This is a genomic window from Singulisphaera sp. GP187 (genome assembly GCF_900129635.1).
Lineage (GTDB): Bacteria > Planctomycetota > Planctomycetia > Isosphaerales > Isosphaeraceae > Singulisphaera.
In genome coordinates this window covers 5,245,686-5,262,261 of the sequence record NZ_FSRB01000001.1, presented here as the reverse complement: position 1 = coordinate 5,262,261, position 16,576 = coordinate 5,245,686, and the positions used below count along the sequence as shown (strand labels likewise).

Sequence of the window (16,576 nt, the reverse complement as noted above, 5' to 3'; positions counted from 1 at the left end):
CCGGTTGATTTGCGAGCCGCTCTGCACCGGAGACCGTTGCGTTTTAGAGGGGCTTGGGTGGGCGCTGCCGGTTAAGGCTCTCGGACACCAGGAGCCGTGTCCCCCCACCTTATGCGGGACGCGGCTTACACTGTTATAGATATACAAAAGCTTTAATTTATCGCAATGCACTTTCTCTTAAATTCGGAAAATTCCTATTTGTCAGACTGACAAATGGCCCGTCGCGTTGCGTTGGCGCAACGTTTCACGAATTTCCCAAAACTCATGGGCCGCTTTTTCCGCTTCAACTCGATTACCCATAGATGTGCGACGAGAGAAAGGTTGGGTAACTCTGAGAGTGAACATGCCCAACTTATTTCAACCTTAAGGCGAACACGAATGCCAGTCGAACTAGCACCACATCAGCTTGCTTTCTGGCGGGAACTGCTCGCTCCATTTGACGAAAGCCAGCTCAGCTTCACCAGTCGTGGCGGCAAGAAGCTTACCTACGTCGACAAGCGTGCGATCACGAATCGACTCGACTCCGTGGTCGGCCCTCACGGTTGGTATCCCGAGTACGAAGCGACGGCTCGCGGCTACAAGTGCCGTCTCTACATCTCGGTGCCAATGGCGACACCGGGAACCTCGGTCTTCATGCACAAGGAAGATGGCGCCGGTTTTGAGGAGATGGGTTCCACGAACAAGCAGACCGGCGAGTTCGAGTACGACGTCGACAACGACGAAAAGTCCGGCTACACCAACGCCTTGCGTCGCGCCGCCCAAGACGCCTGGGGCATCGGCCGCTACTTATACGGCAAGGGAATCCCAAGCTTCCTCGATCCCAAAGCCAAATCTCTCCAGCCGCTCGTCGCTCCTAGCGCCGCAGCCGCCGCTCTAGCCGCAGACAAAGCCCGCAACGCCGATTCTGACGCTCACGGCCGGGCACACGAAACGATGTCTGAGCATGGCCGCACTTCGGCAGCCGCACCTCCGCAGACGCAGACGCCTCCGCAACGGCAGTTCGACAACTTCAGGATCCCGCGTCCCGGCAAGTCGGTTTTTGCGTGGTCGAAGGAGATGGAAAAAACCTTCGAGACCAGCGTCACCAGCGGCATGATCCGCGAGGGCGAAGAACGCGGATGGGGTTCGCAGATGGCCACCTGGAGCGAGCAGCAGGTGACAGAGATCGCGATGGGCGCGATCCGATTCATCACTACGCTCCCGACCTACAAGGGCCAGTTCGATCAGCTTCTCGCCAATACGGAGCCAGCGAAACCCGCTGTTGCCCCAGCGGCATCCGGCGTCAATCTCGCCGACATGCGGAAGGGCCTGCTGACCAAGATGCAGCAGCTCTACCTCAAACAGACCGGGCAGCCCGCCGACAACGTGGGGCTCAAAAAGGTCTTTGAGGCGATTGCGTCCACGGCCGCGAACGCGGATGGCCACACGGGCGAGATCCCCGAGAGCTTGTCCAAGCTGACCGACGTGACGTGGCTCACGAACATGATCAAGCTTGTCGATCAGCATCTCGCCGCTCCGGCCAGCGCCTCGGCCCCGGTCGAGACCATCGATGAGGAAGACATCCCTTTCTGATGCTCCGGGGGCCGGCTGCGGCGTCTTGGCGTCCGCAGCCCGTCGATCGCCCGGACATCGCAGAGCTTGAGCTTCTTTTCCCTGGTCTGAAGTGCGTTTACGTGGAGAAGAAATTGTGGTGAACGCCGACTTTGCTCACACGAAAGCCTGCGTGAACCACTACCGGAAAGTGGGGCTTTGCCCACTCCCATCACGTATGGATATCAAAGGCCCGATGCTCGAAACCTACGCCGAACACTACGACGCAAAGCCGGTACCGGAGGAGATTTACAGCGATTGGGCAACCACGAATGTCCAGATTATCACGGGAACACAAAGCCCTTCCCCCACGAAGATCCTCGTCGTCGACCTCGACGGACCCGAGGCTCTCGAAGCATGGCAGAAGATCACCTGGCAGAAAAACCACAAGGATGACCCCACCTGGCACTCAGTCACCGGAAGCGGTGGGCATCACATCTACTTCTTACTTCCGGATGGTTTGACGGAGTGCCCGAGCGGCATTGTCTGGGGCCTGTACGACACCTGGGGAAAGACCGGCAAAGGCCAGTGGGTCAAGCATAAAGAGATTCGGATTCTCGGCGATCGCGCACTCGTCGTTGCCCCGCCATCGAAGCACGTCGAGACGGGGAAGCGGTATGAATTCATGATGCCGCATACGCCGAAAATCAACCGCCTGCCTGCTATTGCTCCCGACTGGCTGCTGAGTATGCCGAGGCTTTCGACGCCGAGATTCACTGAACCGCCGGCTCCGCGCAAACCCGTCGCCTACACGCGGCAGTCTGACCGCTACTACACAAGAGAGGAAGTTTTAGATGCAGTCGCAGACCAGAAGTTCGACATCGCGTGCCGGGAATGGGGACTGGTTTCGGCGTGCTCTGGACCTAATCCCGCTGGCTGGTGCTCTTGTTTTGTGCCTGGCCGGGAAGACGCAAGATATGCCAAACCGTCCGGTTCCTTTCATTTCCGCGACGGAACCTTTCAGGATCTCAAGGACAAAACGGCGATCTCGATGTTCGACCTAGCGGTCGTGCTTGGAGTGTTCGCGACCTGGCAAGAGGCTCGCGACTCACTTGGAGACCGCTTTATCGGTAAGCGTGTCGCGGAACCAAAGTACAAGTTCGCGTACTGATTTTTTCTGTGATCTAGGCTCGCACGAGCCTTCAATACCCATGAGAGACTTCAACGATGGATGCGCAGATTATCGAATGCCGACTGATCGACGTCCCTAAGGCCAAGCCCGAGGATCGCACGTTCTCGAAAGAGTTCGCGATCAAGCTCGCCGACTCCATCAAGATCGATGGTCAGCTTCAGCCGATCGTCGTCCGACCGAACCCGAATTCCCCAGGACGTTACATCCTGATCGCGGGTCGGCACCGCTTATATGCGAAGAAAAACGCTCTTAAAGAGCAGTTCATCAACGCGACCATCATCGCGGACATGGACGAGACCGAGGCTGACATGGCCTCGATCACCGAGAACCTCTGGCGGAATCCGCTCTCCAAGGCGCAGCACGCTCTCGCGATCAAGAAATGGCACGACCATTGGGTCATCAAGATGACCCCGGCCGAGAAGACGGCTCAGCCGATCGTCGCGGCGACCGAAAAAGAGTCGGCTGACCCGATTCTTCAGTCTGACAAATCCTCTATCGATCCGACCACCGTGGCGGACGAGACGGAGAAGGTTGTCCGGTCTGCGGATTCGGCGGACAGCGAAACCAAGTTCGACGAGACGGTCGCGGCGGCTACCGGCCAGTCGGTTTCCGGGGTCCAGCGTGCGAAGCGGATCGCCAACGCTTTCACTGAGGATCAGCTTCAAGTGTTCACCCAAATGGAGGTGAACCAGACCGACATGCTTCGGGTCGCCAAGATCAAGGACGAGGCCCATCGCGGCGAGGTTGTGAACCTGATCGCCACCGGAATGACCGTGGATGAGGCGATCAAAGAGGTCGTCAAAGACAAGGCCCCGGCCCGTGATAACGGCACCTCGAAGGCCGAGAAGGAAGCCAAGGAAGCGGCTAAGGTCGAGAAGGAACCCGAGATGACGGATGGCGAGTGGCTCGCGAAGTATTGCGGCGAGAAGGCCGCGATGCTCAAGAGTCCCGCCAAATACTACGCCGACGCACTCCTCTTCCGTGTGGTCTGCGATGCCCGTCACGCCTTCCGCTGTAAGTCCAAGAAGTCGATCGCGACCACCAAGAAGGGCAGCGTCACCGGGGCATTCTGGAACCTCGTCAACCGCTTCGTCTCGGTTTCCCACCCTAAGGACTGGCTAATCTGCCCCGAGTGCAAAGGGCAGGGAGACCACCCGAGCGTTCCGCCGAGTGCCGCCGTGAAGTGCCCCAAGTGCTTCGGCGGGGGCTACCTCCTCAAGACGGAGGAGTACCTATGAAACCCCAGGATAACAAGACCCCCGACGCCAATCCTGGCGTCGGGGGCAAGGGGTCGAATAAGCGGAAGCCGCCCCGAAGAACTGTCCGAGAATGGCGAGGGCCATCTCAAGAGCGGTGCGACCGGCGATGGAATGGCGAGCCGATGAGAGGTTACACGGGGAGTTCCAGTAACGATGAGTAGCGGACATGGAATTAGCTACCGCGACTACCAGCGAGAGGCCAGGGACGCAGCGTTCGGCGAATTCGACGCCGGACGCAAGTCCACTCTGATCGTGATGCCGACTGGCAGCGGCAAGACCGTTTTGGCTGGAATGTGCTTTGAGCAGGCAATCGAACATAGCCGTAAGTGCCTGTTCTTGGCTCACCGCGAGGTCTTGATCACGCAGGCTTACAAGACCTTCGACCGATTCGGCTTCGATGTCGCGATCGAGATGGCCGCGAACGACGCCCACGAGCACACCGCCCACTTCGGCCAACCCGATGTCGTCGTGGGGTCGATTCAAAGTCTCCAAGCTGATCGCCTCATGCGGTGGAGTCCTAGTTCCTTTAACCTCATTATTGTCGACGAATGCCACCGCGCGTTGACTGACTCATACACTCGGATCTTCAACTGGTTCGATGGATACGACCTACTCGGGATCACGGCGACCCCTCGGCGCGGCGACGAGCGGAATCTGGGGGCGAGATTCGAGACCAAGGCATACGAGTACACGCTAAGGCGTGCGATCAGGGAACAATGGCTGGTCCCTATCCGTACCCGCGAATGCCCGGTTGCGATCGACCTAAAGGGGATTACGTTCGCCGGCTCCGACTTCTCGATCGGCGAGCTTGAGGAACGGATTGGGCCGAAGATCGAGCAGCTTGCCCGAGGGTTTATCAAAGAAGCAGGTCGCCGCCCCTCTGTCGTCTTTACGCCGGATGTCGGCTCCGCGATGGCTTTCGCCCAAGTGTGCAGCGAACTAGGTGTCCCGGCACGCTACGTCGCCGGGACTAGCGGCAACTTTGGTATGGGGAAAACCGAGAAGAACGCGAACCTCGAAGTGTTCAATGCCGGCGAATTCCAAATCATCGTCTGCTGCGAACTTCTGATCGAGGGTTGGGATTGTCCGAGAGTTGAAGCGGTGGGAATCCTTCGCCCCACCCTCCAGCAATACCGTTACGCCCAAATGGCCGGACGCGGCACAAGGCCATCACCAGACACCGGCAAGACCGACCTCCTCATTATCGACTTCGACTGGCAGACGGACAAGGAATGCAAGGATCTCTGTAGCACTGTTGACTTGTTTAATGATGGCTCGGTCGACGAGGAAGTCTTTGTTGAAGCCCGCAAGCTCATGTCGGAGCGATCCATTGAGGACGACACCGACCCGATGGAAGTGCTTGAAGAGGCTGAGAAGATCGTGCGGACACGGAAGATTTACCGGGTCCACCTCACCGGGAAAGAGGCGCAGTACGCCGCGATCGAGTATGACCCGGTCGGCGTCTCGAAGCTTCTCGACGTCAAGCTGAACCGGAAGTACGACCTCGACAAGCGAGGCACCAATCCAGCATCGTCCGCCCAACTCGGCCTGCTTCGTAGCAAAGGAGTCACGGTTCCGGAGGGGTTGAGCAAGTGGGGCGCATCGAAGCTGATCAGCAAGATCATGAAGCGTGAGGAGGCTGGGGCCTCAACGCACAATCAAATCAAAGCTCTGGCGTCCGCTGGAGTTGATATCGACCTCGCTCGTGCTATGTCGCGAGACCAAGCGAAGGCTGCGATTACCGACCTCGATTCGATCAAGCCTAAATCCCAAGGGAAGCTTTTCGTATGAAAATCCACAAGTGCTCTGATGCCGTGATTCAGGTCGTGACTCGCCAGTTTTTCGGTTGTGACATCACAGCCGTACAGACTTCAGATGGACGGATTTGGGTCAGCCTACGGAGTGTGTGCGAGGCCCTCGGAATCGCGACACAGAACCAGATTACTAAACTTCGCAGCTCGGACTACGACTGGGCTCGCGCAATGATGATCATAGCGCACGACGCAAGTGGTCGCCAGCAAGAACTTGCGATGATCGACCTTGAGTCACTGCCGATGTGGCTCGTGACGATCAAGCCGTCAAAGGTCGCTATCGATGCCCGCGAGAAGCTGAAAGTTTTCAAGAAGGAAGCCAAGGCGGTCCTTGCGGCTTGGTTCACGGGCAACACAAAGCCTCTGTTTGAAATTGTTTCGACAGACAAGCATGCCGAGGAACGCCTTGGTCGCATGCAGGAATCCGTCGAGGAGCTTCAAGCTCAAGTCAGGCTTCTCGGGCACGAGGTTAAAGCTGTTGGGCTCAGAAACGACTCGATCGAGAAGCGTCTGACGTCCACGCTCTTTCCATCAGACAAATCCAGCGAATACATGACAATTAAGGAGTACCACGACGAGTACCCCTTCAGAGATATGGCTGGACGGCCTTTCCAGGAATTCATGATTCCGGCTATTGCGAGGAGTGTTTCAGCGTTCTCTCGACATATTAATGTTCCTGTCAGGAAACGCGAGGACGACGGGAGGACAATCAACACGTACTCGTTCGGCGTAATTCACGGTTGGAGACTCGAGCAAGACAAGCTGAACAACGAGTTGTTCCAGTCCTACAAGAAAAAGAGAACTAAACAATATTCCTGAGAAATACGGAACTGATTATCGGTCGATGGCAAAAAGGTTGGGTACATATCAGGTAACAGCGGTTCGAGATAACTGCAACTTTACTTTAGCATGCGAGCCAGCCATGAACCTCGATCAGTACCCAGCGACCATCACCAAGAAAGAACAGTACACGGCCGGTGACGTGGCCATCCTCTTCGGTGTCAGCCACCGCACCGCCTGCAAGATGATCGACCGGGGCGACCTATCCGGTTTCACCATCCCTGGCTCGAAAGAGCGCCGTGTTCTCCACGCCGAGATCGTGAAGTACGTGTCTGCGAACCCGCAGTACACCCACATCCTCGCCAAGATCGTGACCCCGGAGCCGAAATGATCGCGAAGCCGACCCACCAAGACGACCTCGCCCGAATGCTCCGCATCCTGTCTGACGCCCCAACCGAGGGCATGAGTATCGAGGAAATCCAGGATCTCACGGCAACAACCGACGATCCCTGGAGCCAACGAACCATCAACAGCCTTTTGTGTGACCTGGGACGGCAGGTCAGCAACGAAAAGGTCCGGTCCAAGAGCGGAAAAGCCACCAAGTATTCCATCCGGAGAGCTTCCTGATGCACGTCGATGATCACGAGATTCACCGCTTTGAAGACGACGGCGCGCCGGTCCCAACGGTTCGGATTGGGATCGCTCCGAACACGCAGCCGGACCCTGCTCCCAAGTTCACCGTCGCTTATGACGGTAAGCCGGCCATCGATCCGAGGGCCGCGAGCACGCTCAAGCTGGTCGGCCTGGCCGAGGATGAGGTTGAGGCTGAGCATTCCGGAGGAAGGACTCCAGGCGGCATTGTCCTGAAGGATGTGCGTCCGGCGAGACTGAGGCACGAGCGGCAGGATCGCGTCCAGATTCCGGCGGACGACAATGGTCCGGCTCGATCGGTCCGTATCGGCGGTGGACATGGCCCGGTGTCAGGCCCCTCGATGTTGGTTGGAGCCAGCGGTCAGCCCATCTCGGCGGCTCCAGAGCCCGTCGAACTGATCAACACGGCCGGCGAGACCCTGAACGCTTTGGCTTGGCCAGACTACCTGGCCTGGCGGAAGACGAAGTGTCGGCCCTTCGACTACGAAAGAGGCCCGAGGTTGGCCACCGTCGTCGATAACGAGAATCTAACCGAGGACGAGCGGTACCAGAAGCAGCACGGTGGCCGGATGCGCGGCCAAGAGGAGATCGACCAGGCGATCACCGAATTCATCGGGGAAGTGGCGGAACTCGGCGAACTCTTCATCCAGCACGGCCCTACCACCTTCTTCGGCGATGCCCGCACCAAGCTGATCGACGAGTGCGGCGACATCCTGTTCTGCGGTGCCTGGGCGCTCGACGCCTGGGGACTGAACCCGCTGTCCGAGATCACTGAAGACCTGGAGTTGATCCGCGTCACTGATGGTGACGAGCTTGCCGCGCTGGCGAACATCCTCGCGAGCAACGACCCTCAGGTCGTGCTTGGCAACCCCCGGATCACGTCCTATCTCGGCGGGCTGATCTTCAACACTCTGCTCTCTGCTCAGACCAATGCCGGCCTTCTGGCAAACGCCTACAAGAAGCTTCGGTATCAGCGCCGCGAGCAGCCCGTCGAGAAGCAGGTTGAGCGGATCATCAGCGTGCTCTTCGCGGTGAACAAGATCCTCATCGTCGCCAACTCCAGCGTGGAGGAGGCCATCAAGACCAACATGCGGAAGCTGGACGCCCGCTATCCCAACGGCTATCAGCCAGGGCAGGGCGGGGGAATCCGAACCGGCGAAGGAGCCTGATTCGTGATATATGTTGTGTTTCTTGCCGGAGAAAACGAAGGCGATACGGTCACGGTTAACGGGGATGTGTTCGCCTCTGTGAATCAGAACGGCGACCTTCTGTTTCTCACCAAGCCGCGTGATATTGAAAGCGGTCACGTCATGGCGGCGTTTAGCGTTGGGTCGTGGACTCGGTTCGTTACCGGAAATATCACCACTGAGTCTTCAGGAGCTTGAGCCGTGGAAACGAACAGTCGGACAGCCGTTCTTGAATCACTCCAGCAACTTCGGTTGATGGAGTTCGATTGGGACGGCGTCCAAGGACTCCCGCTCCGGGGCGACGTCGCCGACAACGTGTCTGACGTTTATGAGGGCGGGGTCGACTTGCTTCTCGAAGACCTGGCCGAGCACCTGCCGATGCCGGTCGTGTCGCTGAACCCTAACGGAACCATCGAGGTGCTTTACAAAGACCCGGATTCCAACCGGGAACTTGTTATCACCTTCCAGGCTGAAGGCGTCCTCACTTATGTCAAGCTGTTTGACGACGGCCAGACGATGGTTGAAGGCGTCATTAGGGTCAACCTCTTAAGCGGCCCCTACGAAGTCGACTTGAGTGAGCTTAAGGATCTCTTCGACTGGCTTGCATCGGAGTAATGCAATGTTTAGCGTTGTCGCGGAACTGCCCAAGCCTGGACAGGAAGACAAAATCAAGGAAGCAAAATCGTCCAAAGATTGGTCTGGAGTCGAGTACGAGGAGTTCATCAGTAAGCACAAGATCGCAACTCTTTATGAGGCAGAGGATCTTGCTGAGGCTCTAACCAATGCAATCGTCGCATCTAACGTGCGCGTTCTGATTCTTGATGACAACAAAACAAGGTGAGCCGCGATGGCAAAGCCCACGAAGACCTGGAAAGCCATTGAGCGGAGGGTTGCGGCCCGATTCGGAAGCCTCCGGCAGCGGCTTTCCGGGTCTTCAGGGCGGGCCGACGAGACAGCTTCGGACACGAAACATCCGAAGCTGTTCATCGAGATCAAATACCGCGAAAAACACGCGATTTTCACCCTGTACGACGCAACAGTGAAGCTCGCCAAGGCCGAAGGGAAGATTCCCTTGGTCTGCATCGCCGAAAAGGGCAAAAAGGGCTTCCTTTTGTGCCTTCATGTCGACGACCTCGCCACTATCAACGCCGAACTGGTCAAGTCGGACACGGAAATTGACGCAACCGAGGGCTTTTATGAGCAAGAGTGAGCGGCTTCGCGATCGACGGCCCCTCTTCTACGCCTACGGGGCCGAACATGAGTTTCTGAGCACCGAAAAGGCGGCTTCGGCGACCCCCGAGGAGCGGATCCGGTCGATCTGGCCTTTCCTCGTCCGCAAGGTCAACGAATTCGCCAAGACCCTGAAGCCTCGTGAGCTAGTCAACTTCGACCACGAGGACATCTTGTCGGAACTCTGGGCTGCGGTCGCGAAGCGTGATCATAAGTGGACCCCAGAGCGAGGCAAGTACATCACTTTTGCCGCCGTGATCGTCGATCGCGAACTGTGTTCGATCCGCGACCGAGCCCGCACTGTCCAGTCGCCACGGAATAGCTCGTGCCGGATCAAAGAATACCAGGCTGAGGCCGAAAATGGGGCGATTTCGGCCCGTCGACTGAAGACGATGGGCGACATCATGCGGACTGGTGACGGCACGACGCAAATCGGCCCCGGAAGCCAGGGCGATGCCCCGGTCTGCGAAGAGCGGTGGGTTGATCCGGCTCAAGTCCTGATCGGCGAAGAGTCTTCCGCATCATACAGAGAGGCGATCCGCTCGGCCTTCCGAAGCCTGTCCGCGATCGAGTGCCTCGTGATGAGTCGCCTGAACGGCCTTGGCGGACGACCCAAGCAAAGCGTCTGGAAATTTGCCTGGATGAACTCGATGGACGAATCCGAGGTTCGGTCGATCCGCTCTAACGCCACTCAGAAGATCCGCCAGCATCTCACGGCGATCCGCCACCCCGTAGCCGAGTGTGCATAACCCGATTCTTCAGACTGACAATTTTGCTTTTCCACACCTTGAGGTACGACAGATGTCAGATTCAAAGAAGATCGCCGACTCGAATTTCGACACCGGGGCCGTTCGCAGCGCCGACGTGGCTCACTTGGATTTCTGCTCCGCGCCGCTCATGGGGCTTATGGGAATGCTCCGAGTGGCCGGGGGCGGCGGAACGAAGTACGGCCGGCTCAATTACATGCTCGGAATGCCGCAACACGAAACGCTTAATCATGTCGCGTTCCACTTGATGCGTTATATCCTCGGCGACCGGACTGAACCTCATCTTGAGAAGGTCGCCTGGGGTGCGCTCGTTGCCGCACAGAACGCTGTGCTCAAGCCGGAACTTTGTGAGCCGCACATGCTTGGGCCGGGAGCCACGATGACTCCAGCCGTGATCGCCGAACTGGAGCGTGGCAAACCGGAGCGGGACGCCAAACGCCAGGCTGGCGAGTTTGAACAACTGTTCAACTGGACGCTGGCGGACATGCCGGAGGTTCAGGCGATCCTCAATAACCGCGAACATCCCAAGTTCGTGGTCGTCAAGGATATGACGGATGAGGCCCGCGAGTCCTTAAGGAAGGCGATCATCGAATCAAAGCCAGACATGATCGCCACTGATTGCCAGTTTAACATCGTGGAAGGTCGCTGCGAAACGTGCAGTATTACGTCGCTCGGGGCCGCTTGCGGGTCCAAATGTAGGCTTGCCGATCCTGCTGAGTCGCTCGCTACCGCCTGGGGCACGTTCAAGATCAAGGGCCGGGGCGAGGTCGAAGTCGACAGTGAGGGGTTTATCGTCATTTCGCAGGAGACCGGCCCGGCTCACTACGTCGACCCGACTGGAAGTCATCCCCTCGATCATCAGCACCGAACGCAGTACGACCACCTGCCGGTTGATTGGCGACCCGGATCGACGAACGCGAATGTCTACGGAGTTCCGACCCGAGTCGAGCCGGACGCAGGCAAACCCACGCCAGCCAAAGACGAAATCTGGACCGTGTTCAACGACGGCGAGCGAGTCTACTTCAAGAGGAATCGCGGGCCGCGTACCGAGAGCCACATCCCCGTCGACCCCTACGGCAACAAATCCCCCGTCAACTAACCACGAACGACGACCCGGTCTTGTGACCGGGCCGTCGCAACTTCACCAAGGAATCCACTGATGTTTTTTATTAATCGCACCGAACGCCAGATCAACGATTTCAATCGCAGGAAAGCGCTCTCCGAGATAGCTGCGTCCGATGCCGAGAAGGCGGAAGCCGCCCACACCGAGTTCATTGAAGACTCTGGGAAGCCCGCAGTCTACGGTGCCGTCAACGTCGATCCTTGGGGCCAGAAGCGGATCGGCGACTGGATTCAGACGCGAACCGGCGTCAAGTTCCACCTGCTCGATCCGAGGCCGGAAGACTTCAGGATCGAGGACATCGCCCACGCTCTCGCGCACATGTGCCGCTTCAATGGGCACGTCTCTGAGTTCTACTCGGTTGCTGAGCACTCAGTCAGGGTGGCTCGGCGAGTGGCTGAGACCCACCCGGCTCAGGATCGATCGGAACATTGGTTTGGCTTAAAGAGGGTGCTTTACGGCGAATTTTGGAGCGAGGAGCTTCAATACCACGCGCTGATGCACGACACGACCGAGGCGTTCATCTGCGATCTGGCCCGGCCGTTCAAACAGCTACCCGAGTTCGCTTTCTACCGCGAGATCGAGCACAAGCTGATGGTTCACATCGCAAATGCTTTCGGGTTCCCCGATGGCTACCCGTTCCACCCGGCGATCAAGAATGCGGACGAGGTGCTATTGGGCACTGAGGCTCGCGACCTGATGGACCCCGTGGTTGACGGTTGGCACTTCCGCTACAAGCATCTCCCCGAGCGGATCAAGCCCTGGTCGCCGCGTAAGGCGAAGCGTGAATTCCTCAAGCTCTTCTACGAACTCAACCCTCTCGGCATCAAGAAGCCGAGCCGATGGGCCTCACTTAAGGAGCGGCTATGCAGCGCTTTCCGATTCCCAAGACTGTGCGTCTTTCTGGCCGCAGAGTGAGGCTTGTCGTTGAGAAGTCGGCCGTGCTGAACCGGGACACGATGGGGCTGCACTCACCCTGGAACGGCACGATCACTCTCGACTCGGCTCTCGCTCCCGACCAACAGAAAGCGACCGCAGTCCACGAGATCCTCCATGACCTGGACACGCTGGTCGGGACCGGGCTTTCAGAGAAGGATGTCACCGCATTGGCTTCAGTTCTGTTTGCGGCGATCCGCGACAACCCGGCCCTGATGAAGTGGTTGATGGGTTAGATGATTTGCACATAACTTGATCCCCCTGATGGAGTAGGGGGCTGCTTTATTGGGTAAATCTAGGCGGGAGACAACGATGAGCCAAGACCTAATGAACGCAATGTGGGGCTCGCTCCCACAACTGATGCAGACCGAGGGCTTTGCGGCCGAGTTTGGCAGGCTAGCCTCTCTGGTTAACGCGGCCATCAGTCTCGCATACCGCCGTGGACTGCTCGACGGGTTCATCATGGGGTTCATCGTGACCGTCCTGCTTATGCCGTCCCCTAAGGCCCGCGTGGTTGTGATTAAAGGAGAGTCTGATGCCACACCTCAGTAAACGGACTTTCCTGAGAAGCATCGCCGCGATCACGATGGGCAGTCCAGCGTTCGGCCAGATTCTCAAGCCGGCCCCCAAGCGAATCATCGACGGCCGGATCATCTATGGTGACTTTGTTTATGGGGCTGATGGTGCCGTTGTTGACGGCCCGATCCACAACGGGGTTGAGATCCAGATCGACCTGCCGGTTCCTCAGCACATCAAGAACTTTGGTGCGCCGGCCGATGGCCTTGGGCTGTGCGTCTTCGCCTCGATGTCGATGGCTGCTCGCTGGCACCATGTCCGCGAACTTCAGAATGTCATCCACAAAATCCAAGAGGGCGGTGGCTACCCGGAGAAGGTCGACCGGGTCTTCAAGCAGTTCGCCCCCAAGCTGGATTATGTCCAGTATGAGGGAACCGACCCGTCGATTCTCGACAAAGCCCTCTCTGAAGGCCGCATGCCGGGCGTGACGTTAGGGTACGGCGAACGATACCAGATGCAGACCATTCACCATATGGTCGACCTTGTGCATCTGGACGCCAATTGGGCCGCAGTTCTCGACAACAACTTCCCCGGCACCTACGAGTGGATGTCGCGGAAAGAGTTCCTTAAGCGATGGATTCACCCGAGCGGAAAGGGATGGGCATACGTCATGCTCGTGCCTGGTCCGCCGCCGATCCCCCACAACTGAAACGGGAGGCCAGACCGATGTACGCTGTGATTCTGTTTCTCTCGACCTTGGGCCAGTGCGGACCACAAGGTTGCCCGATTCCTTCTTCTGGGTATGGGCCGATCTTCTCGCCGCTGCCGAGCATGCCGATGCCGCAGGTGATTCCGTCTAACGACCTGGCCCGGCCTCACCGCGTCATCAGGACGATCAACGTCACGGACAACGGGCTCAAGTTTGACGTGCGTGGTTACTGGAATGAACGCGGCACGGTCACGTGGGATACGAAGGACGAGTTTAACCGCCGATCCTACGCAGCAGCAGTCGCCGCCTCAAAAGCAGCCAAAACCAATCCTGTTGTCGTCCGCCCGAGAACGCCAGCCGTGGACCCAAGGTTGAGCGGTGCCATCACGGACCCGTTCCCTGGTGGAGTTGTCGCCGAGAAGCTTCACCGGCAAACCAAGTACACCACACCAACCGAGGAAGCTAAGCGATTTGTCGCGGAAGCGGTTGCCGACGAGAAGAGCGTCGGCAAGCTACACGTGACAGTGATCGGCTCCGACGACGATCGCGCTCCGGTTGTGAATGACATAAACAATCATCCGGCGTTTGCCTCGATCAAGGGCGACCTGATGATCCAGGATTACGCTCCTGACGAATGGCAGGTTGACCCAAAGCTCGGCTACGTCGTCAACGGCAAGCCGACCATCCTCGTCCAGACCCCAAAAGGGCCGAACGACCCAAAAGGCGGACGAGTAGTCTACAGGGCGTTGGACTACTCGATGGGACCGGAAGCCCTCGCGGAAGCGATCCGAAAGGCCGATTCGAGCTACAAACCGGCCAACGACCCCGGACCGGCGACTGGACTCGCAGGACTTTGCCCTCTGGGATTCACCAAGGAGCATCGGCCAATCATTGGCGTGACAGCGGTTGGCTTGATTCTCCTTCTCAAACTCCCTCGAAAGGAGGGTTGATCCATGATGCCGTACCTTGTTCTCGCCGGTATCGCCGTTTGCGTGCTGTACCTGAAGGGATACCTGAAGGTTCCCGCGAACCTGAATCTCAGCGGCCCCAATCAAAGGTACTCGCCCCCGTATCCCGTCCAAAGCTCCACCGTCGCCTCGGCCCCCGCCGCCGCTAATGGCGTCTCCAGAACCGTCTACGGCAATTGCTCGGCTTCGGAAGCGTTCATTTTAGAGAGGCTGGACAGCCATACTCTGGGGGTCTACTTCGCACTCGCTAAACGGCGAGAAACCGAGGCGAACCTCGCGCATAAGTTCGCATCTCAGGCCGGCGACTCGCTGGAAGCTACCTTTTCGGCCCCTTTCTCGCCTCAGCCCGCACCTGCCGGGCCGAGCGACCCAAACGTAGCAGGCCCCCTGTCGTAAGGGGAGTCGGACCTTCTACGATCCATTTCGAGCCTTGTGGTAATGAGGTGCAAGGATGTCTGCTGCAGAGGAGATCGAAATGCCCAAGTCTGTCTTCGTTCTCGGACCCTACCTGACGAACGTCTTCGAGCCCTTTCCTGTCGCAATCCCCGACGTGCCGGCTACTCCCGGCCGGCGACAGGTCGTTTTCGGTTCCCCTGCTACTGAGCCAGGGGGAACCGTCAACCTCGTTCTCTTGTCGCCGATTAATCCCGGCGATGTGCCCCCGACTAACGTCTACGCCTTCTATGTTCAGCCGGCCGATAGCGTGCCCGCCGAGAGCGAACGTACGCACCAATGGTTTTTCAAGTCGAAGGCCCCGAGCGGCTCAGTCCACGTCAATGCCGCCGACGAAGACGGCAAGTTCGCGGCATCGGTCCCTGGCGTCAAGCCGAGCCTCGATCCCTACTTCGTCCAACTTGTGCTCGAGTACAGCCTGTGACCCGGCTGTGCATCGCCCCGCATTTCTTCTATGGAGAGCGCCTCAAGTGATTATCACTAACCACACAGAGCACGCCGAACTGGGTCAGCCGTTCTGGAGGCTGCTCTGCTCTGACTTCCACCTTGGGTCGGCCTGCTCCGATCATGACGCGATCGTGCGGCAGTTACAGCGAGCCAAGGATGTCGGGGCGAGAGTGCTCATTAACGGCGACATGTTCGACGCGATCGGGCCGAAAGACCGCCGGTTCGACCTGTCCGTGCTCCACCCACTGGTCGCACGCAAGAAGGATCTCGCGAAGGCGATCGTCGACATGGCGATGGAGATTCTGATGCCCTTCAAGGACATCATCGACATCATCGGGATCGGCAATCACGAAGAGACGTGGATCAACTACGGGTACAACGACCCCGTGCGGCGCGTGCTGGAAGAGCTTGCCCGAGAGGGCGGCAAGGCCAAGCATGGGTCGTTCTGGGGTTACATTAAGACGAGCTTCGTCGTGCCGGGCCACCGCAAGCGGCCGAAGCATAAACTCTTGTACCTTCACGGCACCGGAGGCGACTCGCCGGTCACGAAAGGCACGATCGATTTCAACCGGAAGGGCCGCAATTGGGTCTACGACTGCTTAACGTTCGGCCACAAACACAACATGGTCTGCGCGGCGGACCAGATTGCGGACGTGTCGGATAAAGGTAGGTACGTGGAACGGCGGCAACTCAACTTGCAGACCGCGAGCTACTACCGCAACTACCGGCAACTAAAGGACGACGAAGTCCTGGACCAGTCGTATGCGGCCCGTTCAGCCCATCCGCCCAAGCCGATCGGCGGTGTGTTCCTTTGCCTCCGTCCCGACTCCGACCCTGACACCGGAGAGCTTGTGATCCGCCAGGACTTCATGAGCGACGTCATCTTCCCGATGCCGAAGCGGCGAAAGACGAAACCAATCGACCCTCAACTCCAAGAGAAGGACCAAGCTGCGTGATACAAGTCCTGAAGGGGCCATTGGCGAGCCGGGTCGCACTTCGTCGTGTGTCCCGGCTCGCGGC

At 58.4% G+C, this 16,576-nt stretch carries 22 protein-coding genes; all 22 read left to right on the top strand.

Going from position 1 to position 16,576, the window contains the following annotated elements; genetic code table 11:
* Positions 1-213 precede the first annotated feature (213 nt).
* The 22 genes from BUS42_RS20530 (at position 214) to BUS42_RS20425 (ending at position 16,512) form a co-directional block, all read left to right on the top strand.
* Entirely contained in the window at positions 214-1,572 is a 1,359-nt protein-coding gene (locus BUS42_RS20530) for a Rad52/Rad22 family DNA repair protein (protein ID WP_143206406.1), read from the top strand.
* Between the two features lie 115 nt (positions 1,573-1,687).
* Positions 1,688-2,701 carry a bifunctional DNA primase/polymerase gene (locus BUS42_RS20525; protein ID WP_143206405.1) on the top strand — a complete coding sequence of 338 codons (1,014 nt, stop codon included), beginning with the start codon at positions 1,688-1,690 and terminating at the stop codon, positions 2,699-2,701.
* A gap of 56 nt (positions 2,702-2,757) precedes the next feature.
* Positions 2,758-3,960 carry a ParB/RepB/Spo0J family partition protein gene (locus BUS42_RS20520; protein WP_074309272.1) on the top strand — a complete coding sequence of 401 codons (1,203 nt, stop codon included), beginning with the start codon at positions 2,758-2,760 and terminating at the stop codon, positions 3,958-3,960.
* Between the two features lie 174 nt (positions 3,961-4,134).
* On the top strand, positions 4,135-5,772 hold the full coding sequence (locus BUS42_RS20515; protein ID WP_074309270.1) for a DEAD/DEAH box helicase: 1,638 nt from the start codon (positions 4,135-4,137) through the stop codon (positions 5,770-5,772).
* Positions 5,769-6,611 carry a phage antirepressor N-terminal domain-containing protein gene (locus BUS42_RS42020; protein ID WP_083670380.1) on the top strand — a complete coding sequence of 281 codons (843 nt, stop codon included), beginning with the start codon at positions 5,769-5,771 and terminating at the stop codon, positions 6,609-6,611. Before BUS42_RS20515 ends, BUS42_RS42020 begins: the two co-directional genes overlap by 4 nt.
* Before the next feature lie 103 nt (positions 6,612-6,714).
* Positions 6,715-6,963: a MerR family transcriptional regulator gene (locus BUS42_RS20505; protein ID WP_074309268.1), complete on the top strand. Its 249-nt coding sequence runs from the start codon at positions 6,715-6,717 to the stop codon at positions 6,961-6,963.
* Positions 6,960-7,199, top strand: coding sequence for a hypothetical protein (locus BUS42_RS20500; RefSeq protein WP_074309266.1), 240 nt, complete (start codon positions 6,960-6,962; stop codon positions 7,197-7,199). Before BUS42_RS20505 ends, BUS42_RS20500 begins: the two co-directional genes overlap by 4 nt.
* Positions 7,199-8,392, top strand: a complete 1,194-nt coding sequence (locus tag BUS42_RS20495) for a hypothetical protein (protein WP_074309264.1) — start codon at positions 7,199-7,201, stop codon at positions 8,390-8,392. Before BUS42_RS20500 ends, BUS42_RS20495 begins: the two co-directional genes overlap by 1 nt.
* Positions 8,393-8,395: 3 nt before the next feature.
* Positions 8,396-8,608 (top strand): hypothetical protein, encoded by a 213-nt coding sequence (locus tag BUS42_RS20490; protein ID WP_074309262.1) that lies wholly within the window; start codon positions 8,396-8,398, stop codon positions 8,606-8,608.
* Between the two features lie 3 nt (positions 8,609-8,611).
* Complete coding sequence (locus tag BUS42_RS20485) at positions 8,612-9,025, top strand: hypothetical protein (protein WP_074309260.1); 414 nt, start codon at positions 8,612-8,614, stop codon at positions 9,023-9,025.
* Between the two features lie 4 nt (positions 9,026-9,029).
* Entirely contained in the window at positions 9,030-9,251 is a 222-nt protein-coding gene (locus BUS42_RS20480; protein ID WP_074309258.1) for a hypothetical protein, read from the top strand.
* 6 nt (positions 9,252-9,257) lie between these two features.
* The gene (locus tag BUS42_RS20475) at positions 9,258-9,620 is read left to right on the top strand and encodes a hypothetical protein (RefSeq protein ID WP_074309256.1); all 363 of its coding nucleotides are present in this window, start codon (positions 9,258-9,260) and stop codon (positions 9,618-9,620) included.
* A complete protein-coding gene (locus tag BUS42_RS20470) occupies positions 9,607-10,389 on the top strand; it encodes a hypothetical protein (RefSeq protein WP_074309254.1) in 783 nt (260 codons plus the stop codon). Before BUS42_RS20475 ends, BUS42_RS20470 begins: the two co-directional genes overlap by 14 nt.
* A 52-nt stretch (positions 10,390-10,441) precedes the next feature.
* Positions 10,442-11,506, top strand: coding sequence for a dATP/dGTP diphosphohydrolase domain-containing protein (locus BUS42_RS20465; protein ID WP_074309252.1), 1,065 nt, complete (start codon positions 10,442-10,444; stop codon positions 11,504-11,506).
* 60 nt (positions 11,507-11,566) lie between these two features.
* Positions 11,567-12,445: a hypothetical protein gene (locus BUS42_RS20460; protein WP_074309250.1), complete on the top strand. Its 879-nt coding sequence runs from the start codon at positions 11,567-11,569 to the stop codon at positions 12,443-12,445.
* Between the two features lie 23 nt (positions 12,446-12,468).
* Positions 12,469-12,699 (top strand): hypothetical protein, encoded by a 231-nt coding sequence (locus BUS42_RS20455; protein ID WP_143206403.1) that lies wholly within the window; start codon positions 12,469-12,471, stop codon positions 12,697-12,699.
* Between the two features lie 76 nt (positions 12,700-12,775).
* Positions 12,776-13,015 carry a hypothetical protein gene (locus BUS42_RS20450; RefSeq protein ID WP_074309246.1) on the top strand — a complete coding sequence of 80 codons (240 nt, stop codon included), beginning with the start codon at positions 12,776-12,778 and terminating at the stop codon, positions 13,013-13,015.
* Positions 12,999-13,688, top strand: a complete 690-nt coding sequence (locus tag BUS42_RS20445) for a hypothetical protein (protein ID WP_074309244.1) — start codon at positions 12,999-13,001, stop codon at positions 13,686-13,688. Before BUS42_RS20450 ends, BUS42_RS20445 begins: the two co-directional genes overlap by 17 nt.
* Before the next feature lie 17 nt (positions 13,689-13,705).
* A complete protein-coding gene (locus tag BUS42_RS20440; RefSeq protein ID WP_143206402.1) occupies positions 13,706-14,638 on the top strand; it encodes a hypothetical protein in 933 nt (310 codons plus the stop codon).
* 3 nt (positions 14,639-14,641) lie between these two features.
* Positions 14,642-15,052: a hypothetical protein gene (locus BUS42_RS20435; protein ID WP_074309240.1), complete on the top strand. Its 411-nt coding sequence runs from the start codon at positions 14,642-14,644 to the stop codon at positions 15,050-15,052.
* A gap of 79 nt (positions 15,053-15,131) precedes the next feature.
* Positions 15,132-15,533, top strand: a complete 402-nt coding sequence (locus BUS42_RS20430; protein WP_074309238.1) for a hypothetical protein — start codon at positions 15,132-15,134, stop codon at positions 15,531-15,533.
* 46 nt (positions 15,534-15,579) lie between these two features.
* Positions 15,580-16,512 (top strand): hypothetical protein, encoded by a 933-nt coding sequence (locus BUS42_RS20425; protein WP_074309236.1) that lies wholly within the window; start codon positions 15,580-15,582, stop codon positions 16,510-16,512.
* The last annotated feature ends 64 nt before the right edge of the window (positions 16,513-16,576 follow it).